The 26,094-nt window shown below is 70.1% G+C and carries 16 protein-coding genes and 1 pseudogene; 11 read left to right on the top strand and 6 right to left on the bottom strand.

Annotated features, from left to right (window positions below; all coding sequences use genetic code 11):
• The 3 genes from GCL84_RS00970 to GCL84_RS00960 form a co-directional block, all read right to left on the bottom strand.
• Window positions 1-738 (bottom strand): IS30 family transposase (locus GCL84_RS00970; RefSeq protein ID WP_235925905.1); only part of this gene is annotated, 738 nt, incomplete at its 3' end.
• Window positions 739-1,092: 354 nt separating this feature from the next.
• The gene (locus GCL84_RS00965; RefSeq protein WP_156753395.1) at window positions 1,093-1,398 is read right to left on the bottom strand and encodes a hypothetical protein; all 306 of its coding nucleotides are present in this window, start codon (window positions 1,396-1,398) and stop codon (window positions 1,093-1,095) included.
• A 166-nt stretch (window positions 1,399-1,564) separates the two neighbouring features.
• Window positions 1,565-2,494 carry a hypothetical protein gene (locus GCL84_RS00960; RefSeq protein WP_156753394.1) on the bottom strand — a complete coding sequence of 310 codons (930 nt, stop codon included), beginning with the start codon at window positions 2,492-2,494 and terminating at the stop codon, window positions 1,565-1,567.
• Between the two features lie 181 nt (window positions 2,495-2,675).
• Between GCL84_RS00960 and GCL84_RS00955 the strand changes: the two genes are divergently transcribed.
• Window positions 2,676-4,670 (top strand): hypothetical protein, encoded by a 1,995-nt coding sequence (locus tag GCL84_RS00955; protein ID WP_156753393.1) that lies wholly within the window; start codon window positions 2,676-2,678, stop codon window positions 4,668-4,670.
• A gap of 27 nt (window positions 4,671-4,697) precedes the next feature.
• On the opposite strand, the gene GCL84_RS00950 is transcribed toward GCL84_RS00955, so the two are convergent.
• Together GCL84_RS00950 and GCL84_RS00945 are read right to left on the bottom strand one after the other, a co-directional pair.
• On the bottom strand, window positions 4,698-6,518 hold the full coding sequence (locus GCL84_RS00950; RefSeq protein WP_156753392.1) for a hypothetical protein: 1,821 nt from the start codon (window positions 6,516-6,518) through the stop codon (window positions 4,698-4,700).
• Complete coding sequence (locus GCL84_RS00945) at window positions 6,410-7,198, bottom strand: hypothetical protein (RefSeq protein ID WP_156753391.1); 789 nt, start codon at window positions 7,196-7,198, stop codon at window positions 6,410-6,412. Before GCL84_RS00945 ends, GCL84_RS00950 begins: the two co-directional genes overlap by 109 nt.
• Before the next feature lie 298 nt (window positions 7,199-7,496).
• On the opposite strand from GCL84_RS00945, the gene GCL84_RS00940 reads away from it, so the two are divergent.
• The 10 genes and pseudogenes from GCL84_RS00940 to GCL84_RS00895 all read left to right on the top strand — a co-directional run bounded on the left by GCL84_RS00940 (window position 7,497) and on the right by GCL84_RS00895 (window position 25,546).
• Window positions 7,497-10,307: a hypothetical protein gene (locus GCL84_RS00940; RefSeq protein ID WP_156753390.1), complete on the top strand. Its 2,811-nt coding sequence runs from the start codon at window positions 7,497-7,499 to the stop codon at window positions 10,305-10,307.
• A gap of 98 nt (window positions 10,308-10,405) precedes the next feature.
• Window positions 10,406-12,964, top strand: coding sequence for a CHAT domain-containing protein (locus GCL84_RS00935; protein WP_197522927.1), 2,559 nt, complete (start codon window positions 10,406-10,408; stop codon window positions 12,962-12,964).
• Window positions 12,964-15,252 (top strand): VWA domain-containing protein, encoded by a 2,289-nt coding sequence (locus tag GCL84_RS00930; protein ID WP_156753388.1) that lies wholly within the window; start codon window positions 12,964-12,966, stop codon window positions 15,250-15,252. Before GCL84_RS00935 ends, GCL84_RS00930 begins: the two co-directional genes overlap by 1 nt.
• Before the next feature lie 137 nt (window positions 15,253-15,389).
• Complete coding sequence (locus GCL84_RS00925) at window positions 15,390-18,524, top strand: tubulin-like doman-containing protein (RefSeq protein WP_197522926.1); 3,135 nt, start codon at window positions 15,390-15,392, stop codon at window positions 18,522-18,524.
• An 80-nt stretch (window positions 18,525-18,604) separates the two neighbouring features.
• Complete coding sequence (locus GCL84_RS00920; RefSeq protein ID WP_156753386.1) at window positions 18,605-20,692, top strand: hypothetical protein; 2,088 nt, start codon at window positions 18,605-18,607, stop codon at window positions 20,690-20,692.
• The gene (locus GCL84_RS00915) at window positions 20,689-22,632 is read left to right on the top strand and encodes an ATP-binding protein (protein ID WP_156753385.1); all 1,944 of its coding nucleotides are present in this window, start codon (window positions 20,689-20,691) and stop codon (window positions 22,630-22,632) included. Before GCL84_RS00920 ends, GCL84_RS00915 begins: the two co-directional genes overlap by 4 nt.
• 130 nt (window positions 22,633-22,762) lie before the next feature.
• The gene (locus tag GCL84_RS00910; RefSeq protein WP_156753384.1) at window positions 22,763-23,728 is read left to right on the top strand and encodes an IS481 family transposase; all 966 of its coding nucleotides are present in this window, start codon (window positions 22,763-22,765) and stop codon (window positions 23,726-23,728) included.
• A gap of 145 nt (window positions 23,729-23,873) precedes the next feature.
• A pseudogene (locus GCL84_RS30875) lies at window positions 23,874-24,074 on the top strand (transposase); the annotation flags it as partial.
• Window positions 24,075-24,131: 57 nt separating this feature from the next.
• Window positions 24,132-25,004 carry an IS3 family transposase gene (locus tag GCL84_RS00900; RefSeq protein WP_156753383.1) on the top strand — a complete coding sequence of 291 codons (873 nt, stop codon included), beginning with the start codon at window positions 24,132-24,134 and terminating at the stop codon, window positions 25,002-25,004.
• 113 nt (window positions 25,005-25,117) lie between these two features.
• Window positions 25,118-25,546 (top strand): enediyne antibiotic chromoprotein, encoded by a 429-nt coding sequence (locus GCL84_RS00895; protein ID WP_197522925.1) that lies wholly within the window; start codon window positions 25,118-25,120, stop codon window positions 25,544-25,546.
• A gap of 137 nt (window positions 25,547-25,683) precedes the next feature.
• On the opposite strand, the gene GCL84_RS30870 is transcribed toward GCL84_RS00895, so the two are convergent.
• The gene (locus GCL84_RS30870) at window positions 25,684-26,049 is read right to left on the bottom strand and encodes a transposase (protein ID WP_407924345.1); all 366 of its coding nucleotides are present in this window, start codon (window positions 26,047-26,049) and stop codon (window positions 25,684-25,686) included.
• Between the last annotated feature and the right edge of the window lie 45 nt (window positions 26,050-26,094).

Here is a 26,094-nt window from a genome sequence, read left to right as displayed (position 1 = left end):
CCCGGTCGCCGTGACATCCTTGTGCAGAGCCATTTCCGACCCGCAGTCCCACGTCAACGACCGGCGGATCGTGGCCGGGAGATCGCCGACGGCGGCGATGATCGCCTGGGTCACCGTCAGCGAGTCCCGCCCGGTCAGCGGGACCAGGATGAGGAACCTGCTGGTGCGCTCCACCAGGGTCGCCACCGCCGACTTCCCGCCCTTCCCGATCACCAGATCCCCCTCCCAATGACCAGGCACAGCACGCCCGGCGACCTCGTCGGGGCGCTCGTCGATGTAGTGGGGCTCGCGGATCCGCGGGGCCGGGGCCGGGCGAGGCCCGGTCCGCCGGGTGCGACCGGTGCGCAAAGCGATCAACTCCCGGCGCAACGTCGCGACGGGTTGGGCGTAGACCCACTGGTAGATCGCCTCGTGACTCACCCGGCAAGGGTCCCCGGACGCGTCATCGCGTGCCAACCGGCCCGCGATAGATCCCGGTGACCAGCCACGACGCAACAACGACCACACCCGCGACCGCGTCCGGGCACACCGGTCGACCGCCATCGCCTTCGGCCGGGAACGGGCCACCGTCGCCGCGGCATCGGCCGCCACCGCCCGATACCCGTCCCGGCCACCATGACGACCCACCTCACGCGACACCACAGAGGCATCCCGACCGATCCGAACAGCGATGTCCTTGAACTCCAACAACTCCACCAGGCCCCGGGAGATCTCCTCCCGATCAGCCAACGTCAACATCTCCCGCACGACAGGGAATCCTTCCCCACCGAACACCAAGATCACATGCTACGACCGTCTGAACCTGCCGACCTCAACACCGTCCACAAAAGCGTCCGCGCACGAGTCGAGCACGCCCTGGCACACATGAAGTCCTGGAACATCCTGCGCAACTACCGCCGCAAACGCGACGGCGTCTGGCACGCCGCCCGAGGCGTCGCCCAGATGCGCAACCTGGCCACGACCGACTGAACGACCACGGCCGCAGGCGCCACCGCTGTCACCCCCTTGCCCCGCCAATACTCTCGATCATTACGGGACAACCTTCAGGCGGAATAACGGTGGTGTCGGAGCGGCGAACTCCGGCCTCGGGGGTCACTTTCGGTTGGTGAGAAGATCAAGGCGGGCCTCGAAGTGGAACCTCGTTGTTCGCTGTGGTCGGGTGTTCTCGGTTCGCGGCCGCTTTCTGGTCGCGCCGCAGCGATGGTTGCGCACGTGGATCGCGAGCAGCGTCCCGGTCAGCGCCATGCCCGTCGCGATGATGCTCGACACGCTGTCGGTGGCGAGATGGCCTATGAGGTCCGGTGCGGTGGCGGGGGAGATTGCGAGCATAGCCGCTATGACGGCGCCTGCCGCAATGGCCGCACCGGTGCCTGCGGTGAACTTCAGACCGACGACCACGCTCAGTCCCTGTTCCTTCTTCGTTGGATTGGGCGGGCCGACCTTCGTGCGTTGCGGTCGGTCGCGGTGGTGTGGCGGACGACGGTGCATCGTGTCCTCGTTTCCGTGCCGCGCCGGTCGGACCGGCGGCACCGCTGTGCTGTTCGTACACCCATGTGGCGAACTGTCAGCACATGGCGGACAACTGCCGCGCGGCCGACGTGAGCCGGGAGACGTCGGAGAGCAGCACGGCGGCCGGGCCTTCGGCGAGCAGGCCGTGCTCGACCAGCGCCGCAATCCCGGTGCGCAACGCCTCTGCGGGAGCTTCGGGACGATCCCGGTGGGTCTCGACCAGGATTGCGATGACCCGGTCGTCTGCCTCGGCGGAGCCCGCGTCGATCGGTCCGAGACCGCACCCGGAATTCGGATCGGCGATGCCGTCGGGCAGTGTCGCGATCGCGCGGGTGGTGCGCCGTGGTCTGCGGCCCAGCGGTCGTTCGATGTAGCGCTCCCACCACGTCACGTACTCCGGGCATTCCGCCGTGCCGGCGTTCACTCTCGGCCCGGAGCGGCACTGCCGCTCGACGACGGCCATACCCTCGACGACCCGGTCGAGGTAGTGCTCCGGTGCGCCTCCGAACTCACCCGTGCACCGGGAGGCGAGCCTGCGCGCCAACTCGTGGTGGTCCTCCAGCACGGCCATCGAACCCGCCTCCTCCACCAGGTACTCGAGGAGCGCGCGGTGGAACTCGTCCGGCAGGCCCCGGGCGCGGGCTCCGGTGCGGATGCGGTCGGCGCGTGCCTGCGCGCCCATCGCGGTCCGCCTCTGCCGGATCCAGTCCGGGGCGGCCCGCAGGCGGACATGGACGCGTGCCGCGCCGATCGGGTTGTGGAGCTCGCCCGAACGCCTGGAAAGAAGCTGGTGGCACTCCACGACCATGTCGATCAGGAAGTCCCGGCACGCGCACTCGCCGTCGATCCGGATCACCTGTGCGCCGACCGGGCCTGAGGCGGACTTGGTCACCCGAAGGTCGCAGCGGCTGGTGAGCAGGGCGCGGTGGATCGCTGCCCGGCAGGCGTAGGTCTCGTGCCAGATGGCAATGATGACTGCGGACAACTCGTCAGTGGCGGTCTTCCCCGCTGCTGGTCCGTCAGTGACCGGGTGAACAGTAGTCGAACGATGACTAACAGTAACAGATTGCATAGCTCGTAAGTTTACGAGAACACAAGTTTGTCCGAATGTATTCTTTCGGTGGTCCAGGTAAGGTTCGCTCGTTTGGACTAGTCAAGGAGTGCTCATGGGCTTGCTTCCCGCCGAGATACCGGACATCCCGGAAGTCAGGTCCGAGATCGTCCCGGCCCGCCTGGCCCGCAAGGTCGCTCCACTATTCGGCATACCCTGGGCCGAAGGGCCGTTCGGCGCCCGCACCTGGATCTGCGACTACAACAAGATCACCCTCTCCGAGATCGCCCGCGGTGCTCCACTGCTGGGACGGGGACGGGCGAATCAAGCCCGCCTCGCCGAGACCGCGACGTGGGCCGTCATCGACCGCGTCGCGGTGACCGGCGCCGGGCAGTCGTTGCCGAACGAGATACCGAACGCCACGCTCAACCGCTTCGGGCCCGACACGAAAGCCGGGGTGATGCTCACTGCCGCGAACCGGCTGTTGGCGCCCGTCACCGTCGCCGTCGAATCCGCCCTGGGCCTGCTCTCCGCGGCCGACGGGACGGCGTTGCCCATCCGGCTGCGCCTGGCCGCGTGGGCGGCTCTCCTGCTGGAGGTGTTCCGGACGCAACCCGCGCTGCTCGCCGCGGCCATCCACGCTCGGACAATCCAACGTGAGCTGCTCGTCGAGTGGCACCTCCCGCGCGCTGGAGCCATCGCAGACCTCCCCTTCGCCCGCTGCGAGGTGGGGGCGCCGCACCTCGCAGCGGGAAGCGGCACCGCTTCGCGGCCCCGCGACCTCGACGTCGCCGATCGCACGGTCCGCACGCTGGCGGTGGCGGCGCCGGAGGAAGTGGTGGACCGGCTGCTGCGTCAACTCATGGCGATCGGCACCCGGCAGAGCTCCAGCCACCTGTGGCTGAGCGAGCGAGCGCCTGGCCACCTCGTGGTTGAAGCTCTCGTGCCACCCACCGAGTTGGTGAGCCGCTACATCGCCCGGATCGACCACCTGCTCGACGCCGAGCCCGCGGAGCGGAAGGTGCTGCTGCCACGCGTTCCGCACGTCGCCGAAGTGAGCGTGCTGCCGCTGACCGGGCGCAGAGCGGTGCTGATCGCCCTGCTCGCGGTGTTGCGGCAGACGCAGTTCGACGCGGAGCAGCGTGAGCGGACGCGGACGGCGATCGTGCCGCTGTTGGCCGAGGTGGCCGCACTCGCTGCCCAGGTCCTCGAGCCCGACGACCCGTTGACCGTGCTCGGCCGGTGTCGGGTGGCCGACATGCTCGTGCACACGTTGCGCCACGACCGCCGTCAGGACTTGGCTGAGCCGGTCGCCGTGTTGATGAGCGAGGCCGAACGGTGCGTCAACCTGGTCGAGGCCGGGATCGTGGACCGTGGCGCGGCCGCCGAGGCGATCTCGTCGGCCAATGTCGAGGTCAACATCCTCCGGCGGACCAACGCCACCGACCCCGGGGCTGGACTGCCGCCGCCTGAGAACCTCGACGCGTGGTTGCGGCGCAGTTGGGACGCCTACCGGCGGATTCTGGAGATCGCCCCGGAGTTGCCCGACGCGGGTGATGGAATCACCTGCTCGGCGGTGGGACACCACCTGCACAACTACGCGTCGTACCTGACCACGCACCCTGACAGCGAAGACGACCTGCTTGCCGCCACCAAGCTGTTTGAAACGGTGGTCATCCCAGCGCGCGAGCTGTATTGGGAGCGCACACGCAGCTTCCTGCCGCTCAGGCAGTCGCTGCAGATCGCATCCCGTGCCACGGCGTTGTTGACCAGGCGAGCCGTCGACGCGAAACGGCCGGATGAGGCCCGCCAGTGGGCGGCCAAAGGGTACGCCTGGATCTCACGAGCGCTCGACGACCAGGAGACCGCCGAGTTGCTCACGCGTTCGAGCGAGCCCGCCGCGCACTTCTGCCTGCTCGCGGTGCCCGCCTTGCTCGCGGCTGTCGAGACCGAGGTGGTGGGTGTCGGACCGGAGGACGTGGTCTTGGCCGATCGATTGCTCTGTGTCGCCGAGGGCTGGGCACGGCGGGTCACCGACGACGACGAGCGCAGCTACAGCCACTACGACCTGCTGGTCGACCTGCGGCGCCGGGTCAACCTGCTGAGCTGAGCCCCAAGGACGGGGCGGGGTCGGAACTCAGTGCCACAGCAGTTCGGCCCACGGACCACCGTAGCGCGCCAGTTGTCTGCGGGCCGCCTCGGTGCTGCTGCCGGACGCTTCGCCGAGGGTGCCGTAGTTCTCCACCCAGCCGACCTCGCCCCACGGCCGGTGCGGGCAGACTTCCCCGTAGTGCACCGGTTCCCGAGGTTCGCCAGCCGCCGACCGGACCTCTCCTGCGGCCTCCGGACAGCATCGGTCGGGCAGGGCGCTCGTCTTCTGTGTGAACTGCATCGGTGCGCGCACACCGGACCCTGCGACCAGGGCTGCCTGCAGACCCGCGCTCTGCTTGGCGCCGAGCAGCACTCGCAGGTGGGCGGTGACCAGCAGCACCACCGGCCTGCGACCGGTCCACAGGGGCGGGAGCGCGGAGAGGATGACGCGATGGGCGTCGTGCTGCGGGTGCCCGGTGATGTCACCGGGGTCGACGGCGGCAGCGAGCCGGGTGGTGAGCGCCTGGAATCGGCTCGCGGTGAGCCCGACCGGACGAGGCGCATGTGATCGCGGGGTTGTGTTGAGCATTCTGCCCGCGACTCTCAGCCTGCGCACGAGCAGCGGCAGATCCTTCGACCCGTCCGGCACCGATTTGCCCTCGAGCCAGTCCAGCAGGGGCTCGCGGGCGTCCGGGCCCGCTCCTCGGAACAGCGCGGCGATCAGCCAACCGACCAGGTGCTCGGCCTCCGGAAGGTTCGACAGGGACCCGCCGTGGCCCAGGGGCGGGATGAGGGTGTCGACGTCCTTGACGGCGATCTCACGGGTTCCGTCGCCCAGACCCAACCGGTAGCTGAGCACCGAGTGCACCGCGCTGACCGCCCGTCGCCCGGCCTCGTCGCCGCAGGCCGCGCCGAGATGGCGCGCGTACTGGTCGATGGCCGCCACCACGTCGGGTTCATCGGACCCGCGACGGTTCCACCGGCTGGTGGGCCGCGTCATCGCCTTGCGCAGGATGTCGAGGAGGTCATCGACCGCCTGGTCGAGCACGTCCAGCGGTTGGAACGCGCGCTTGCCGAGGCGTTCCTCGACAGCGAGCCGGTAGGCGGCGATCCGGACCACGAAGTCGACGTTGCCCGCGACCGGCAGGTCGGTGCTCGCCACGCGGGCGAGCCGCCGTGCCACCCGGTGCGCGGCCGCCAGTTCGGCGCCGCGGCTGAACACGTCGTGCGCAGTGGCGACGAGGTCGGCTTCGCGGCCAGGCGACCTGCCCGGTCCGGCGTCGAGCGCCGCCACGATCGCCGGGATCACGAGATTGAGGATCAGATCGGGCTCGCGCACCGCGCCTGTCTCGGACAGGCCGGTGCGGACACGCAGGCTCACAGCCAACACCTCGGTGGCCCGCTCGTCGTTTGGGATGATCCGGTCGGTGCGGACGAGGGCGCCGACGGGCACGTCCGCGCAACGGCGGTAGCGCAGGAACTTTTTCACCGCGTGACCGGTGTTCTTCGCGACCCCGGCCCGGCTGCGCCCCCAGCTGAGGCAGGCTGCGACGAGCAGGCGGCGCTCATCCGGGCGCACCGCGTTCGCGAGCTTGCCGCTCACCTTCACGGCCCGCTCGACCACGTTCTCGCGCAGCGCCGCTCGCGACCCCGCCTCAGCCAACAGAGCGGCGAGGTCCACGGGGTTCAGCGCGTCGAACACCTCTTCGGCGCAGGCCTCCAGCTCTGCCTGGCAGTGTTCGCGATCCACGTCCGTGGTCATGACGTCCTCCTGGTTTCCGAGCGGAAGCGCACGCTGACCGCTTCTTCGGAGGCAGCCAACCGCGCGCGCAAGCCGCCCGAGCCCTCCGTCTCGAACGGCGCCCACCGCTGCGACCGGTCGTCCAGGCCCGCTTGGAGCACCGCCCTGGCGGGCCGTCCGCTGGATCGCGCCCGCAGGTCGATCTCGATCGCGTCCTGCTCGGTCCGGCGCAACGACCACGTCACCTCCGGCTCCACCCCCACCACCGCGGCGAGTTCGTCCGGCAACCGCCATGTGCCCTGGAGGGCGTCTGCGAGCGCGGGGTCGTCGCCGCGGAACGTCCCGACCGCGGGCGCGGGGCCGCTGAGCGCCCGGAGCGCGTCGCGCCACCCCCGGACCCCGAGGCACGTCCACAGCTCATCCGCCCACACGCCCAGCGCGCCCGTGCTCGCCGAGGCGGGGGCCAGGGTGACCACCCGATACGGCGCCCAAGCCACCGCGAGGTTGTCGACCTCGACGAGGTCGAGGTCGAGCCACTGCCCGGAACGGCCTGCCCCGAGTAGGTCCGCCACCGCCGCGGACACCCGCGCTCCCAGCAACTGCGCGACATCCCACGGCAGCCGTCCGTTCTGCAGCGCCACCACGACAGAAGCGGGGGGCCCGTGTAGATCGGCCGCGACGAACTCGGCGACGAGACCAGCCCGCAGCCGCATCTCGGTCGCGGGCTCCACCGTGATCAGGGTGAGGACGACCGTGCCCGCGTCGGCGAGGTGGTCGATGCGCAACTGACCGTCCCAGGTGGTCATGACCATGCTGATCCTGCTCCCTCCGAGCCGTCGGTCCCGCACTGACGGACCACGGCGGCGGGCTTGGCGTGGGTCGTTTGTCCGCCGCATGGCGACGCACCGCCACAGGGTTGCCCGGCCCCGACGACCAGAACGGTCGCCGCGGACCTTGCCGGGGTTGACCAGGAGGAGGACGTCATGCTCGGTGGCTCTGACGACAACCCGTGATCACGACCCGGACTGCGGTGGCGACGAGCGGCGGTCCGTCAGTGCGAAATCGACGCGGGTGGACAGGTCCCGCTACCGAGAGGGGGTGCCCATGGTCGTGCCAGCCTGGGCCCGGCGGTTGTCCGCCGCATGGCTAGTCGTCCTGACACTGGTCACGGCAGGCTGCACGGGTCCGGTCGTACCGGACGGCGACGAGCCGTCCCTCCTCGTCGTCAGCTATCGCGACGCGGTCCACCGGCTCGCCGTGCTCGACGCGGCGGAGGCTCCCGACCAACTCCGGGACTGGGCCAGGCTCGGCCTGGCGTCCTCGTTGGGACTGAGCCGCGACCAAGTCGTGGACGCCCTCTACGAGACCGCCCCGGTGCGGGACCCCGCCTTCGCCGAACTCATCGAACAGCCCGTCGGGCCCGGCCGAGGGTTGTTCGACGGGCACACCTTGCACATCCTGGTGCCCAAGGACGATGAGCACGAGTCCAGGACCATCGGACTGATCCTGGACCAGCACCGGACCGACGCCGGGGCCGATCCAGCCATGGTCCAGCTCCACCGCTACCAGGTGCGCCCGGAGCGGGAGGACATCGAGCTCGTCCCCGAGCCCCCGACCGCCACCGCCGACCTCCGCAGGGACCACGGATGGCGCGAGGCGCGGGTCGACCAGCCCCAGGGGCTGGTCGACTTCCTCGCGGACGCCGGCCACTTGTCGCGCCTGGAGACCAGGGGCGCGGAGGTCTGGGCGGGCGGGTGGCATTGGCAGGACGCGCCACAGGCCCCGATCACCGCCGACGACGTCGCTGTGCTCCAACGCGGCTACGACCAGCGGACCGGGACGCTGCCCGGGTTCTCCCTCGACCCGCGACGCGCGGCGGGAGTCGACGACGTGCGCGCCGCCATCCCCGGCCTCGCGCCGGGCATCCCCGAGGCGATCTTCTCGGGGAACTGGACGGGCACCGATTACGCCTCGGCCACCGAGCTCGTCGCAGTCGTCGAAAAGCGACTGTTTCAGCAACCGCCCCCGGCGGACGCCCCGACCAGGGGACTCCCGGCGGACCGCGTCCTGCTCTGGGCTCTGCTCAACGTCCTGGAAGACCGGCCGCTGTTCAGCCAGGCCCGCTACGACGGCGGCCTCGAGGGCACCGAGGTCGGAATGAGCCTGTTCTACGCCGACCTCACCGCCAAACTGTGGGTCACCGGGGTCGGCAGCGGGACGCCGACCTCGGCGGTCTCCGACTTCGTGCCCAACCGGAAGGCGCCGACGCCGCCGAGCCTGTGCTCGAGCCAACCGCGGGGGGAAAGCGGTCGCCTCTGGTTCGGCCAGAGCGACGCGGCGTTCGCCTCCTCGGCGACCGGTGTCGACATCGGCGCCCAGGCGACCCGCCTGTTCACCCGGTCGAACGGGGCCGACGGGGCCGAGGGCGAGTCGAGCTACGGCTTCGGCCGCGCCTTGCGCTTCTGGGACCGGCACTACCTGGAGATCGCCGATTACGAGCCGCAGTACCGCCGCCTCGAACAGGTGATGCGCTGGAGCGGCGCCCTCGAGTGGCTCACCGCGAGCAGCGGTGCCCGGCTGCCGGTGGGTGCGCACGGCGCGGACGACCCCGGCTCCAGCTTCGCCGACTGGTACGCCCGGCACGACGAACTGCGCGAACGCGCGCCGCTGACCCTCGTCACACCGCCCTCTGCGCAGGGCGAGGCGGTGCTGCCCGTTCCTTCGGAGACCACATCCGACTGCGGACTCCTGACCATCTCCGGAGGGGTCTCGCTGGCGGACCGCCTGGCCCGCGCGGGCGACACGCCGTCGGGCACCGCGGCGCTGCCGCCCGGGACGCGGCGCGCGGACCCGATCGATCCCGCCGCCACCCGGGTCGACCCCGCCACCGGCTCACAGCGGTTCGAGCGGGTGGCTCGGAACCACAAGGGTGAGGTCACCGACCGGCTGGCCTTCGACCTGCGACGCGGACCGGACGCCACCTCGGCGCGGATCGTCGGCGGTCACAGCGACGTCACCCCGTTCGCCGGAGCGCCACTGGCGGGCAAGAGCGGCAACCGCGAGTTCCGGACCGAGTTCCGCTCGGACGGGCGAGGCCTCGTCGTCGACGCCACATACCAAGACGCCTCGGCGGCGACCGTGCGGGTGCGGGAGGTGCCGACGAGCGGCGCGAAGCACCGCCAGACGGACATCGTCGTGCAGAACGGTCAGCTCGAGCGCTTGCGAGAGGTCGTCAAGCGGGTGGAGGAGAACCCGCGACACGGCCTCGACGACGCTCCCGGGCTCAACTACCAGTACCAGGGGCCACAAGGCCAAACCGTGTACCGCTTCGACAACGCGTGGATCGAGGTCGGCAGGGGGCCCACCTCCTCACGCGTGCTCACCACCAGCGAGGTCGCCACGCCCAGCGGGATCGTAACGGTCCGCTTGGTCGTGCCCGAGCGGTTGACGCGGGCCGACCTCAGCGCGCTCCGAGTCGTGGAGGAGAGCACCGCCCGCGCGGCTGACATACCTGCCAAGGCCCCGGCCGGCGGAGCCGTCTACCGGGCGGACAGCGCGTCGGTCCTGGGGCCCGAACGGCCAGACGCGATACCGGAGGCCATCCCGTCCGAGACGCCGGTCAAGATCATCGTCGCGACGACGGTCAACGGGGCGGGCCGACCGCTTTCGGTCCGCGCGGGGTCTGGCTGGTTCCTCACTGACTTCAACAGTTCCCCCGAAGCCTCCCCCAGCGGGGCCGGAGCGGGCGGCGCGCCCGGGTCGGGGCTTCTCGGAGTTGACCACGCCCTGCACGGCCTCGGCGGGTTGATCGTCCTCGTCACCGTGTGCTCGCAGCAGCAACAGCAGTCGCAGCCGTCACCGATGCCGCAGTCGGGGGAGCCCCAGGCGCCGCAACTGGACGAGGTGTGTCGATGAGCCCCGGGTCGAGCACGTTCAAACTGGTCAGCGGCTCGCGGTTGGCAGTGGCCCTTACGGCTGCGCGAGCGGCCGCGCAACGCCGGGACACGGCCACGATGAACGTCCGCTATCGCGAGGCCGTCACGTTGGCGCACGGCTCGTCGGCCAGCCTGCGGACCGCGATCGCCGCCGAGCACGTCAGCAGGCTCCGGGCGGCAGGCGACAGCACCGGCGCGATGGTCCGCTGCGACGACTACCTGGCCGAGTACGGCGCCAACGTGAAACTGCTGCTGACGCGGGCGGAGACGGCCTTGGCGCGGGGCGACCGCACTCGAATCGACGGCGACCTCGCCGCTGTCCGTGACATCGCGGGCGGACGACCGGCAGACAAGGTCGAGGACGCGCTCCTGTCCAGGTTGGAGGGGCTGGCGGAAGCCCGTCGCGGCAGGCTCCTGGCCGCCGCCCAGCACCTGCGACGGTCCCGCGCCTGCTACCAGAGCGTTGGCGACAAGACCGCCGTGGCCATACTCGACGACGACATCCGCATCGTCACCGCGCGCGAAGGCACGCTCGACTCCTGTCCGTCGGCTGACCCCACGGATCGCTCCCCGAACTCCCTGCTCGTGCGCGCCGAGGAGCTCCGGCTGGTCGGGCGCTACGAGCAGGCACTGACCGCGCTCGAACCCGCCCTCGCTCAACCGCGCGACCCCGCGTTGCGGTTTTTCGCCTTGGAGGCCCGAGTTCGGCTGCTGCGGCTGCTGAGGGCGGACGACGAGGCTGACGACGCCCTGGGGGAGCTCTACGCGTCTGCCGCCGACACCGCGCGCCCCGACGAGAACCTGATCGCAGCGCGACGCCTCGAACGCGACAGCGCCATGGGGGCCGGGGTTGAGGCCTTGGCGGCGGGTGACCACGAGATGCTGCTCATCAGGTCGCTGATCAGGAGCGGTCGGCTGGCCGAGGCCGAACGGCTCCTGCCCGCGGCCGAGCACCCCCGGGCCGAGCCAGACGAGCGCCACACCGCCGAGTGGCACCTGGCCATGGCCGAATTGCTGCTGCAGGTCTCCCGCCACACCGATGACCCTGCCATCGCCGGACAGGCTGTCGCGCACAGCCGCCAATCGCTTCAGCACGCCGCTGCGGACTCGGCGATCGCCATCCGGATCTCGGCCCTGCGCCTGCTCGGGCACACCCACGCCGAACGCGACGACATGGCACAGGCCGTCACAGCGTGGGCCGCGGCCCACCGGGCCGAGGAGTCGGTGGCCGCGTTGCAGCCGACTGACCACGTTCGGCTGCGGATGCTGCACGCCGTGCCAACCGAGTTCGACGAGCAGGTCCTGTGGGCCTGTGCCCAGGCCGACCGCATCGGCGACGCGCGCGCGAAGTTCCCGGTCGTGATCGCTATGGAGGCGGCCAAGGGGGCGGGGATACTGCCACAGATTCATCCCGTCGGGGTGCCCGTACGGGCCCTTCCCGACCCGGGCGACATCGCGGGGGCACGCCGGTGGATCCGCCGGGCCGTTCGCGGAATGCCCCGCTCCATGGCCATTTGGATGCTGCACGCAACCCAGCACGACGTGCACCACGTCCTCATCGAGCGCACCTGGCGTGGAGTGCGCGTCCACCACCATTCCCGCGCTTGTGACCGCCACCGGCTCATCGCCGCGATCGAGGCGGTGGTCGAGTGCTGCACCGGAAACCGGGGCAGGCGGCTTGCGATGGCCAAGCCGGGCACGACGGAGTTCGACCGGTTCTTGGCGGAGATCGCGCGCCTGTTGGGTGTTCCGGCGTTTCTGGACCTGCCCGAGCACGTCACCCGGATTGCCGTGGTGGCCGGGGGAGAGCTCTCCGACGTCCCGTTCGCGCTGCTGCCGTGCCCTGGGACAGGCGACACGCTGATCGGCCGCCGGTACGCCCTGTCCATCCTGCCGTGCCTGGCGCTGCGGGCCCCGCTGCACCGGCGCTCGCGCGGACAGCGCGGCACGCTGGGGGAGCAGATGCTGGTGTTGCACGGTCCGGACAGGCCGGGGGAGCCGATCACCCCCGCGGCAAAGGTGCCGCACCGACAGGTCCTCGGCGGGCGGCACGCGACGCCCGCCAGATTGGAAGCCGAGCTCGGCACCGGGAAGTATCGCCAGCTACGCATCGACAGCCACGGCAGGTACGGCGGCGACCCGTCGCGCGCGGCGCTGCTCCTGGCTCCCGCGGGCACCGACGGGGAGTTGAACCCGGCTCGGTTCCAGGCCATGGACCTCAGCTCCACGGGAACGGTCTGCCTCGGCGCCTGCGAGACGGGCATGGCCAAGCGCATGGGGCGCGATGAGCAGACCGGGTTCGTGCGCGCCGCACTGGCCTCCGGGGCCTCGGCGGTGCTCGCGGCGCGCTGGGACACGCTCGACGACGTGGTCGTCGGCGTCCTGGACCGGTTCGAGCAACTCCTGCTCCGCTACCCGCGTGACATCGCCCTCTTCATCGCCCAGCGCGAGGCCGACACCGCCGACGGCCACCCCACCCGGTGGGCCGCGCTGAGCCTGTACGGCGACGCCGGTCACCAGACCCACAACGGCCCGCTCGTGCGGTGGCTGCGCCGCCTGCGGGACGCGGTCGTGTCGACGTCAAGTTCCGCGCAGGCGTCGAAACCCTTGCAGACGTCGACATCCGGGGAGCAGTGATGAACATCTTCCGACCCGCGCGCCGGTGGCCCGTGTGGGCGTTGGCCGCCGCGCTGCTGGCACCCGGTCCGTCGGCCGTGGCGCCAGCGGTGACCGGCGGCACGACCACCTCCGTGGCGCTCGGCGCGGCGGGCGCCCAAGACGTGCCCCCGGAGTTGGCTCCGGTGCGGATCGTGGTCTTGGTCGACCAGTCGGGGAGCCTGACGGCCGAGGACGTTGCCAACGAGAAGGACGCCGTGCGCCTCATCGTGCAGGGCGAACCCGCTCGCGGATCGGTGGTGTCGGTGATCGGCTTCGCCAGCTCGGACGGCCCCGGCCAGGCAGCCGTCGACATCGTCTGCCCGCCGACGGCGCTGGACACACCGCAGAACCGCCAGTTCCTCGCGGACTGCGTCGGGCAACTCCGCCGACGCGGGCCGGACGAGGGCGACGGCACCGACCACGTCAGCGCGTTGTCCGCTGCGCGGGAAGTCCTCGAGACACCGGACGCGGCAGGCCAGCGCAAGATCGTGTACCTGCTCAGTGACGGCAAACTCGACGTCAGCCGCAGCTCGGCGTACGGCGGTGGCACTGCCGAGGACCGCAACACCGCCGCCCGCCAGCAGGTCCCCGGGCTGCTCGACGAGCTCGAAGCCGCGAGGATATCGGTGTGGCCGCTGGGGTTCGGACAGGCCGACCTCAAGCAGCTCGAAGGCTTCGCCACCGGCGCCCTGCAGGACCACTGCGGCGCCAAGACCCCGCCACCGACGGCGACGGTGATCACTGGGTCAGCCGACCTCATGCGGGCGATGGGCGCCGCGTCCCGGGACGCGCGCTGCACGAGCGTCGGCGACCCGGTGACCGGGGAGCTGCCGGACGGCGGCAGCCTCGACCTCCCCGTCGACATTCCCGCGATCGCCAGCGCGGGCTCGATCGTGGTGTACAAGCGCGACCCACGAGTCGTGGTCAGCTACCACGATCCGCACGGCGTCGCCGTGCCGGTCAACGGCTCGGTGGGCGTCTCGCGCTTCGAGCTCACTGGACAGAGCGCCGAGACCGAGTCCATGCGAGTGGTCAACCCGGAGCCGGGGAAGTGGACCGTGCGGCTGTCCTCCCCGCCCGGGGTACCCACGAACAATGTCAGCGCGGTTGCGATCTTCCAGGGCGCGGTCCGCGCCGTCATCAGTGTCAACCCACCGTCCCCGGTTCCTGGAACGGCGGTGGAGGTCACGATGCAGGTGCGCGGCACGCGCGGCCCCCTCACCGACCCGGCGCAGTTGCAGGGCCTGACGCTGACGGCGGAACTGAGCGGCGAGGGGTTCCGGGCGTTGCCCCCCGTCGAACTGGCCGACAACGCGCGCGACGGCCAGTACCAGGGCTCCCTCACCGTGCCGGCGGACGCTACTGGGCGGCTGGACTTCCTGGGCAGCGTCACCGGCATCGGGGTGAGCGGCGACAGGCGGCCCCTCTACACGCGGGTCTCCAACGCGACCGCTGCCCTCAGGGCCTCGCTGTCCCTGAACGGGACCGACAGCGAGGTCGTCGTCGGGGAGTCGTTGAGCGGCCGGGCGAACATCACGAACTCGACCGGACAGGCGCGGACGCTGCGGCTGGAGGTGGTCGACCCGAGCGCCGGCACGGTGGTCTCCGCTGAGCCCGCAGTGGTGCAGGTGCCCGCAGCGGGCAATGCCGTCCTGGACTTCTCCCTGCGGTTTGACCCCGCCACCGCGCTGGGGTCCAACCAGGCCCGGCTGCGGATGGTGGAGGAGTCGCAGGGGACCGTGGTCGGGGAGCTGTTGTTCGCCCGCGAAGTGGCGCCGGTGCCGACTTGGTTCGAACGCCTCTGGTGGCTCTGGACGCTTCTCGTGGTCGCGCTCGCCGCCGGTGGGGTGGTGGCGTTGCGGTTGCGGTGGCGTGGACGGGTCGAGCGGGACGTGCGCGGCGTCCGCGTCGAGCTGCGGCGCCACGGTCAGGTCATTGACGCGCTACAGGCACAGCACAAGCGCGACGAGTTCCGCTTCGCGGTCCGTCATGGAACCGGTGTGGAGGCCAACCTGACCACCGGTAGCGGTGGAGAACGGTACGAGGTGCGCAGGGGTCGGGGCGGGGTCACCCTCCACGGTCCGTCCGGCGCGCCAGTGGGCCTCGCCCCTGGCGGGGTGCTCGACCTCGGCGAAGGCGTCGAGCTGGTCGTGCGCGACCGCCCTGCGTCCCAGGCCGCATCGAGGTCACGGCGCCGCGTCGGCCCGCCCTCGAACAGCGGGCCGGGCCGTCGACCCATCCCGGAAGACCCTTATGCCAACACCTGAGTCGTGTTCAGGGTGTCGGCGCGCTCGCCCCACGCGGTGACCGCTTCGGCCAGGAACCACCCCGGCCGCGGCGCCCAGCGAACGAGACTTCCCACACGGACTGGCCGGACTGGCCACCGGACGGAATGAGGACCCACATGAAGATTCACCAGCCAATGCTGTTCCTCGGCCTCGGTGGAACGGGATGCCGCGTCGGCAGAGAGTTGGAGAGGGTGCTGCGCGAAGCGCTCTGCGGGCCGGACGGCACCGAACTCATCGGGCGGATGCGCGGACACGACTACCTGCCGTACCAGCTACCGCCGTGCGTTCAGTTCGTCTACGCGGATCTCAGCGTCAACGAGTTGAGCAAGGTGTTGCCGAACGTGGTTCCCAGCGCCGACCACCACGCGGCGGCTCAGCACACCACGCACTTGATCGCGAACCTGGTCCCACCGAACCACCACAACAGCGCGCAACTGGCCCAGTCGATGCGGATCACGATGGACAGCGAGGCCATCGGCTGGCTGCCCGGCCCGAAGAACGACCCGCGGGTCGCACCCCTCGACGCCGGCGCGGGCCAGTTGCCGACCGTCGGTCGCGCGGTGCTCTTCGAGACGATCCGGCAGGGCAGCGGTCCGAACGCCGTCCTGCACGGGGTGACCGCCGCGATGCAGCGGATCAACGCCTCCGGCGCCGCGATCCACGAACTCGGCGGCGCCTTGGACAACACCCTGGACGTGTTCGTGGCCTTTTCCGTGGCGGGAGGCACCGGTTGCGGAATCTTCCTCGACTACCTCTACATGGTCGGTGAGCACGTGCGCCAGACGGGCGCCCGTGCCCGCATCCATCCCTTGGTGCTCATGCCATCGGCATTCGAGGAGGGGATGGGCGGTGGTCGGGCCGCGGTGCTCAATGCGGGCTCCGCGTTGGTCGACCTCTTTCGCTTGGTCGACGACCAGAACGCGCAGGGCATCGAGGACGAGGTGGGTCAAGGCCGGCGGGACAGGGGACCGCTGTCGATCCGGCTGCCCGGCGAGCAGAACCCGATCAGCCTGCGGCCGGCCACCGTGCAGACCGCCTTCCTGTTCGGGCGCCCTGACGACGGAGTGAGCGGCACGGATCTGATCCGCTCCATGGTCTCGCTGGTCACCGCGCTGGTCAGCGCGGGCCCGGAGGGTGGAACGTCTTTCGCCGAGCACTTCGTCAACACCACGGCCAGCCGGTCGGCGCTCGCCGAGACCGGCGTCGGGCGGCGCGGGGTGTCCACGGCGGCCGTCGCCTCGCTGACTATCCCGCTCGCTGTGCTGGCCGACGTCGTCAGTTCGCGGTTGTTGGCTGAGGCGGTGCGAGCCATGCGGGTGACGCCCACGGCGGTCGGAGTTCAGAACCGTGCTCTCATCGAGCGCTTCGACACCACCTCCGGGCTCGAGGGCTTCTTCTCGTGCGCGCCGTTGGAGAGCTTCGCGGAGATGCCGGACGAGCCGACCGGCTACGACGCGATCATCCAGGCCCTCAATGCCCGCGCCAGGAGCATGCAGGACAGCCTCGAGCGCAACGAGCGCTTGCTCGGCCCGCACATGGGCCAGGTGGCCAAGGGCTTCTCCCCGGCCAAGGCGGCCGAAGAGCTCTCACGCACGATCGACCCCTTCCAACTGCGGCGGCTGGCACGCGGCGACGCGGGCTACCCCGAGCCGCTCGACCGGGGCGGTTTCGACAAGGTCCTCGGCGACCGCACGGAAGCCAATCGCTCCCCGGCGGGCTTCGACTTCGGGCTGCATCCGCCGCAGCCCGAGGTGGTCCGCAGACGAGGTGTGTTCCGCAGGCTTCGGTGGACCGACCCGAGCGTCAGAGAGGCGATCGAGGAGCAGGACGCCTGGTTCCGGTGGCGGGTCCGGCGGCAGTGGAATGAGGCGTGGGGCAAGAACGAGCAGGTGTGGGAGCCGCGTTGGCGTTCGTTCTGCGATCAGTTGACCTCGATCACCGAGGAGTTCGCCAACCACGTCAGCACGGATGACCGGCAGTTCGGTCAGCGCAGCGCCCAGCTCTACGCCTCCCGGCTGGGGGTGTCCTACCTGTTGCCGCCGGACGACGGCGGCATGAGCAGCTTCTACTCCCGGGTGCTGGCCACCTTGACCAACCGCTACTCCGGGCGGCTTGGCGCGAACCCGACCACGGCCGACATCGTGGGACTGATCCTTGGTGAGGACGGCTGGCTCGGAGCCTACCGCGCGGGCCGCGAGAAGCCCGAGGCAGCGGTTCACTGGGTTCGCCAGCGCATCCGCGGCGCCGTTTCGGAGTGCTTCCGCCCCGGCGGCGTCGAACGGCCGGTCATCCCGGCGATGCAGGACCTGTTGGCGTCGGTCGTCGGCCGGGCCGACTCCACCGTAGACGATGTGGATGCCGCCCACTTCCGCAACAAGCTCGCAGGCATGGTCCCCGGCGGGTACGCCCCCGCGGGAGAAGGCGAGCTGCGCGTGCTGATCACTTACCCGGCGTCCGCGCGCGACAGCGAGGTCGAGGCCTTCCTGCAACGCGTCTTGCTGCTGCCCCCCGACATCTCGTCAATCGAGTTCCGTCCGAACGAGTCAGACTCGCTGGTCGTCGTGCTCTTTCGCACCAGCATGGGCATCACCCAGGTTCCGGAGGTGCGGGAGGCCATTCGGTTGCGCAGCGAGGCGCTGCGGCACGAGCACTCGGGCGATTGGCTGCTGTGGCGGCAGCGACTCGGCGACGTGACGGCCTACCCGGTGTCCACCCCCGGCGACCGCGCCGTGATCCTGCAGAGCTTCCTAAGCGCAATGTGGAACGGTTGGATGGAGGTCGACGACTCGGAAGACGACCAAAGCCCACGTCGTGTTCGAGTGCGCGTCGGTCACCCGGATGCTCCGCCGCTGGCGTTGGCGTTGACCCCGTTCCGCGAGTTGTCATCGTGGGCGAGCTTGGTGCAGGCGTACGAGGAGTGGACGCTCAGCGACGGCAGCAGCACTCGTCGCAGCCTTGCCGGGGAGCTGACGCGGACGGTGCCGCTGAACGTGGACCGGGACCCAGCTCCGCCGTCGCCGCAGTTCACCAAGCTGCTCGAGCTGCAAGGCAAGCAGTTGCAGTTGATCGACGAGCTGCGCGGGCGCCCGGGGATCGACACCGCGCAGCAGATCGATTTGATGGACGAGTTCTGGAAAATGACCCTGCCCGCGGCGCTCGACCTGCCCTTCCGGGGCGTCCAGTCGCCGTTTGCCAACCTCCGTGGGATGGCCGACTACTTCGGCCGAGAGCTGTCCAAGGCGGGATTGTGACGTCTCGGCGGGATCGGCCCGGCGTGGCCATCATCGACTTGCGCGCGGGCGGGGTCGAGGTCGACCACGTCCAGGGATCGGTGCTGGTGCTCGACAAGGCCGAGACAGCCGCCGACCACGACGAGGTCTACCAGGCGCTGCTTGGCAGCCCGCTTGTCTCCGGAGTCATCTGCCTCGCCATGGACAGCGGGGATGTCAACGGTGACGTGCGGGTCCGGCCCGCGCCGTCGCTGGCCCCGGTCGACCGGGCAGCCACCCTGTGGGTCGGCGACCACGACGGCATCCGGTGGCGGCCGACCGGCCACGGCGCGCGGGACGTTCGGCGCAGTACTCCCTCCGGCCTGGACCAGCTCATCGATGCCCTCGCCGCGCCAGCCGTCTTCGAGGCCGTGTTGGAGGTGGTCAGCACACTGCCGTTCAGCACAGCGGGCATCGGCATGGAGCTGGAGCGGACCAGCCTGGGTTACACCGAGCTGCGCCGGGTGCAGGAGGAAGCCGTCGCCCACTTCACCGACCCGCACGCGAGGCAGGCGACGATGCAGGAGCCGCCGCGCGACGAGTTCCGTGCGGCGATCCGCGCGGTCGTCAAGGTCGACAGGTCCGAAGCGGTGCTGACGCCCGGCGGCGCGCTGGACGCGGCTCGCACCCGTGCTGTCGAGGCGCTCAACGCGGCGGGCCACGAGCTCACCCGCCTGGACCACCTTTTCGCGCTGTTCCCGAAGCAGCGGGCGGGACGAGTCGTCGGGGCCGCCGTCATCGAGGCCCATGCGGCGGCCCGCGACCTACATGACAAGGTCACCCGTCAACTGGTGCACGTCGATGACAGCCTTCGGGGCAGGTCGGCCGGACAAGGTCCAGGGCTGGGCGTGCTCGGCCCGGTCCCCGCCCGACCCCGCCAGGTCCGTGATGACACCCGGCGTCTCCTCGAGGGGTGGCTAAGGAAGTACCGCTCGATCCCGCACCTGCTGACAGACCTCGACGCGGCCAGGATCGAGCAGGAGCCGCAGGGCTGTCTGGACGCTCTCGACGAACTACGAGCGCTACGGCCCCAGCCTGAGCCAGAGCCGTCGTTCGAGATCCGGCCGCGCCTCCGGACGGCGGCGTGGCTCAGCGCGCTCACAGGCGTGCTCGCCGCCATAGGCATGACCCCCTGGGCGTTCATCAGCGGACTCGCGTTCGCCTGGTTCGCGGTCGGCGTGCTGCTGCACGCTCGGCGGCCCACCGTGGCGGGCGAATCCGGCTTTGTCACGGCACTTCGACCCGCGTCAGCCTGGGGGTTGCCGGTCTATGGCCCGTGGCTCGTGGCGCTGGTTCTCAGGCAACCGCAGGTGCCGGAGCCCTGGACCGCGCTTCCCACCGCGCTCGCCGTGCTCACCTTCGCCTGGGTGGCGATAACGAGCTGGCGACGCAGCGTTCGGCGTTGGCGTCGAGCCCTTGGCTTGGCGGAGCTGCGTGTCCGGAGCGACCGGACCGCCCAGTTGCTGGACACCGTGCTGCGGGTCCACTGGCGGACGTCGGCTCGACGAGCGTTGTTCGCCGAGGGACTGCGCCAGGTCATCGAGGGAGCGACCTCGGTCAAGGAGGTGCTCGCCGATCGTGCGGGCGACCTGTTCACCTCGTCGGCGATCAGGCCCGAGGACTCCGTTCACGCCGACGAGCAGGATCGGGACATCTACGAGGAGGTGCGCGACGTCGTGGTGGCCGACCTGGTGGACCTGACGATCGCCGCGATGAGACCGTGCTGGTCAGGCATCGAGGCCGGTCGTGCGAGCGAGTCCGCCGACTACATCGAGCGGGGCGCTCACTTGGTCGGCGCCTATCGCCTGCACGTCGAGAACCACGGATTGCTCTCCGCCCCGCCGTTCGCGTTCCACCGCCACCACGTCCACAGGGACACGCTGGCGACCAGGCTCTGGGCCTGCTCGCACGTCGCAGAAGCGCTCTCTCGCGGCGTCGAGGACGAGATGACGCAGTTGTGCCACGCTCGGCAACTCGGCGCCGTGAGCGCCTTGGCCACAGGCGCCCGGCTGGTGAGGTTCGCCTCGACTGCGGTCCGCGGACTAGCAGCAGACATGAGCGGTCCAGGTCCCGCCGTCACCTGGACCGAGAATACCGAGATCGCAGGGACGCTGCGGCTCGTCCCGCTCAGACAGGGTGTGTTCCAATGACCGACTCACCGCCTACCACCGTTCACTGCCGCGCCATCGACGGCACGCGGCACACGCTCCGGCTGACAGTCATCGGCGAGACGACCATCACCGGTGCCCTGCGGTCCCGGTCGGTGTCCGTCGAAAGCGGTCCCGTGCTGTTGCAGAAGTGGGTTCAGCGCACCACATCAGGGCGGCCGGGGCCACTGGGACCGCTGGATTGCGAGATCCGCGCGACCCACCGCTTCGCGCAGATGTTCCCGCCCGACGACTACCCCTGCGAGCTGCCTCGCCTGAGGTACTACGACGTGGACAGCGAGGACCCGTTCGTGCTGCTCGATCCCTACCGCGGCGTGCCCGCGACCGAGGTGGTCTCGCGGCTCACCGCCCACGAGCGCTGCCGCCTGCAGGTCGGACTGCTGCGGGCGCTGCATCTCATTGCCGCGGCGGGTATCGCCCACGGGCGGGTGGGCCTCGACGTGGTGCGGTGGGACGCGACCACCGCATCCGCCCAACTCGTCGATTTCGAGCAAGCCATGCCGGTCGAACTCCACAACGACGTCCGGGACGCGGGGTTGGCCATCTGGCGGACCGCCCAACCCGCTCACCGTGGGAAGGAGGCGCCGGAAGTCGCAGCGGGTGACGGCACCCTAGGCTCCCTGCTTGCCGGGGTCTTCGTCGATCCGCCCGCCGCTCCGCCCCTGCCCGGCGAACTCCTGGCCAGGCTTCGAGAACCAACCGAGATCCACGCCGTCGACGCCCGCGCCCGACTGGCCCCTGACTTCCACGCCTTCGAGGCGGCGGTGTGGCGGAAACGTGAGCGCAGGCAGGAGGACGAGGAACGCCGCAAGCGAGCGGGAGGCCGATGGCCTCGGCTCCGAAGCCTGGTGAAGCGACCCACGTCTCCTGCCCGGCACGACAACGATGAATCCCCCGCACTTGCCCGATGCCCGATGTGCCTGGACTCCTACCCGCTGCCAGACAACGGCCTATGGCGTCGCGACAACCAAGGGAGGTACCACGAGATCCCGGCAGCGGGCCAAGACGGGCTGAAGCGGGGATTGGACCTGGTGAACACCTACCGGCGGTGCCCCAACCCGTCGCAGGACGCCACGGAGCACTTCCTGCCCGCGAACTACTTCGCCCATGATCCACCGCTGGTGGTGGCCATGATCGGCCGTCCTGGGGCGGGCAAGACCCACTTGCTCGCCGCCATGGTGCGCGGCATTGTCGAGCACAACGGTCTGACACCGTACGGACTCACCGCGGTCCCCATGGACCTGCACCGCCACGATGCCTACCGGACCTCGTTCCTCGAACCGGTCGGGCGGGGCCTGCGGTTGCCGGAAACCCCGGAACGCCTGACCGACCCCGCCGAGATCCTGCTGATCCGTGGTCGGAACAGCACCCGCCCCCTGGTGCTGTTCGACGTGGCGGGCGAAGACCTGCAGGCAGTGGGCGACGGTGAACTGGCACGATTCCTCGTCGGGGCCGACGCGATGATCTTCGTCCACGGCGTGGACCCCCTCCCCGAAGGGCGTGGCGACCAAGCGCTGGAGATGTCCCTGGCGCGCTTGCAGGCGGTGCCCGACCTCGGACGCCTACCAGCGGCGATAGTCGCGACCAAGTCGGATCGGCTGCGTTATCAAGCGCCGGTCGATAGTTGGATGCGTAGCGAACGCGACAGCTTCGTTCCCGTCGACCCCAAGCAGTCGCACCTGGAAAGCGGCGACGTGTACGCGTTTCTGCACCACCGACAGGAGTACGGCGCGTTGGCCCCCTTCACCGTCTTCGACCGGTGCACATTGCACTTCGTGTCTGCGAGTGGCAGCGAGTCGGCGCCGGACAAGCAAGAGTTCCCCCGCGGCTTCCATCCGTCCCGCGCACTACAGCCGCTGGTAGCCATCCTCGCGATGACTGGAGTCCTGGAAGGTCCTGAGCTGCGGCACATCGGAACCTAAACGCGGTCTTGCCGCCCTAGGTGTACTGAGCCAGGAGGTTGGTGACACGCCGGTGGTGAGTACTTGAAATGGGGGAGACCTCCGGGTGCGGTGGTGATTGCGACGTCACCCACCTGGCCTGGAGGTCTCCGTGTCCCACCGTAACGCCCGCACCACCGTCCATGGCAGGCAACTCATCGTCGCCCGGCATCGGGCGGGGTGGCCGCAGGCGCACATCGCCGCGGCGATGGGCATCTCCCGAAAGTGTGTGCGCACCTGGCTCGACCGGCACGCCGCCGAGGGGCAGGCGGGCCTGGCCGACAGGTCCTCACGCCCGCACACCTCACCCCGGCGCACCCCCGTCGAGGTCGAGGCGCGGATCGTCGAACTGCGGGGGCGTGAACGCCGTGGCCCGGCCTGGTTGGCGGCTGAGACGGGGGTGCCGGCGCGGACGGTGTCGCGGGTCCTGACCCGCCACCAGGTCCCCCGACTGGCCGCGTTGGACCCGATCACCGGCCAGGTCATCCGGGCGTCGAAGGCCACCGCGGTCCGCTACGAACGCGACCGGCCCGGCGAACTGGTCCACATGGACGTCAAGAAACTCGGGCGCATCCCCGACGGCGGCGGCTGGCGAACCCGAGGCCGGGCCGGGCGGGAAGCCACCCGCGACCGCGGCACCAAGACCGGGTTCGACTTCGTGCACTCCCTGATCGACGACCACTCCCGCCTGGCCTACTCCGAAGTCCTGCCCGATGAGAAGGGCCCCACCTGCGCCGGATTCCTGCACCGGGCGATCGCCTACTTCGCCGGACACGGCATCACCCGCATCGAAAGGCTGATGACCGACAACGCCTGGGCCTACAAGTGGTCCCTGCGCCAGGTCTGCACCGAACACGGCATCACCCAGAAGTTCATCAAACCGCACTGCCCCTGGCAGAACGGCAAAGTCGAACGCCTCAACCGCACCCTGCAGACCGAGTGGGCCTACCGGCGCGCCTACACCAGCAACACCGAACGCACCGCAGCCCTGGCACCCTTCATCGAGCACTACAACACCCAACGCCCCCACCACGCACTCGCAGGCCACCCACCCACCACCCGACTGACACCAACCTGATGGCCAGGTACACCTAGGGCGTATCTGGAGTTGTGATCAAGCGGTGGGGTGAGGTTGTCCCCTTGAACCGGACACCCTGATCCCAGACAGCGGTCTGGGGAAAAATTTCCCCGTGTCAGGCAAGTCGAAGTAGCCCGAGCAGTTCCGCAGGGACGCCGTCGCGCTGGTCCGTTCATCGGATCGGCCGTTGCGGCGGGTCGCCCGTGAGCTGGGTGTGAACCACGAGACCCTGCGTAATTGGGTCCGCATCGCCGAACAGGCCCAGGCCACTCCCGCCGGCGGGCGGTGTGTCGGCCGAGGAGCGCCAGGAGCTGCGGGAACTGCGGGAACTGGGTGGCCGAGTTGAGTTGGAGAAGGAGCTCCTGCGCAAAGCGGCCGCGTATTTTGCCAAGGAGATGGGTCGTTGACCCGCAGCTACCGGTTCATCTTTGAGCACCGCGGCGTCTTCGGTGTCACCCGGCTGTGCAGGATCCTGGGCGTGCGACGCCCCGGCTTCTACGAGTGGTTGGCCGGGGCTCCGGCCAGGGCGGAGCGGGCTGCGGCGGACGCGCGCCTGGCCGCCGAGATCGGCGAGGTCCACAGCGCGTACGGGCGTCCGCGGATCGTCGTCGCGCTGCATCGCCGCGGCCGTCGGGTGAACCACAAACGGGTCGGGCGGGTCATGCGCGAGCACGGGGTGGGCGGTCTCACCCACAGACGGCGCAGGTCTTTGACCAGGCCCGATGTCGTGCCAGTGCCGGTTCCGGACCTGTTCGGTCGTGACTTCACCTCCCCGGCGCCGGGGCGGCGGCTGGTCGGGGACATCACCTACCTGCCCACGCGGGAGGGCTGGTTCCACCTGGCCACGGTGATCGACCTGCACAACCGCGAGGTCATCGGACACGCGATGGCCGAGCACATGCGCGCCGAACCGGTCCGCGACGCCCTCGACCTCGCCGTCCGACGCGGCCTGACCAGCGGCGACGCGATCTTCCACGCCGACCGCGGGTCGCAATACACCTCTGGACTGTTCCGATCCGCGCTCGCCGGTCACGGCACGCGTCCGTCGGTGGGGCGGGCCGGGTCGTGCTTCGACAACGCGGTCGCCGAGTCGTTCTTCGCCACCCTCAAGACCGAGATCGGCACCACCGTCTGGGACACCCGCGACGACGCCCGCCGGGACGTCTTCGCCTACCTCGGCTACCACAACCAAGACCGTCTACATTCGACACTCGACTACCGCACCCCGCACGAAGTCCGCGTCGGCTATCTTCAAGATCTCACCCTCGTGGCATAAGAACCGGTGTCCGGTCTTCGGGGACAACCTCATTGAGAGTGATCATAGATATCCAGTGACTGGTCACTTCTTTCGTAGCGATTTCTCATGAACCGTCGATGTGTGGAGATTTCATGTCTTTTCTCAAGCGGTTTTGTAGTGTCGCCGTGGTTGCCACGGCGTTGTTCGCGTTCGGCCAGCAGGCCGCGGCGACGCCCGCCCCGCAGGTGGTCGTCACGCCGTCGACCGGGCTGACCGACGGCGCCTCCGTCTCGGTCTCGATCACCGGATTCCCATCCGGTGAGTCCGTTTACGTCGCTCAGTGCGGGAGTGTGGACGGGCAGATCGTGATCTGTGACCTCGATGACGCTGGTGAGGTCGTGACCGGGTCGGATGGCGAGGCGTCGACCGCGACCATCGTGCACCGTGTATTTGAGGGCTACGATTTGGACGGCAACCTCGTCGAGGTCGACTGCGACACGGCGCCCGGCGGGTGCGGTGGCCGTGGCGACCGGTTCCACGGTGGCAGCGACGGCGGCGATCTCGTTCGCGTGACCCGCTGACCGGCAACGGGGAGACAGGCTGACCGCCGCTGTCTCGGTCCAGGGCGCTGGGCGTCGCGCCCCGCGTCCTGGACGCGCCGCGGGCCGCCGCGGGCTAACGACCGCGAAGCGTGCACGGGAGTCATCTGATGACGTCGCTATTGAGCCGAAAGTATCGAGTTGCCTAGATGATGGCGTAGCGGACGTGTGGGGCACCGAAGTAGCCGTGGATGATGTGCGGCTGGCGTTGGCGGCGGCGCGGGAAGCGTCGGGTCTGGTGGGCGAGGCGGTCGAGGTTGTGGGCGCGTGAGGCGTTGGCGTCGCGTTTGAGGTCGGCGCCCGAGCAGTTCGTCGGGGTTGAGTTCGGGGCTGTAGCCGGGCATCAGGTGCAGCTCGACCCGCTCGGCGTTGTCCTGCAGCCAGGCGCGAACGGCTTTGCTGCGGTGCACCGGGTGCCGGTCGGCGACGACGTGCACCTTCCGGTCGGCCTGGCGGGCCATGCGGTCGAGGAACGCGGTGAACACCGGTGCGGTGAACCGCTGGGTGAACACGGTGAACCACAACGCGCC

The sequence above is a fragment of the Actinokineospora pegani genome (assembly GCF_009745975.1).
GTDB lineage: Bacteria > Actinomycetota > Actinomycetes > Mycobacteriales > Pseudonocardiaceae > Actinokineospora > Actinokineospora pegani.
The sequence above is the reverse complement of the archived record's forward strand: the minus strand, read 5'-3'. Positions and strand labels throughout refer to the sequence as shown.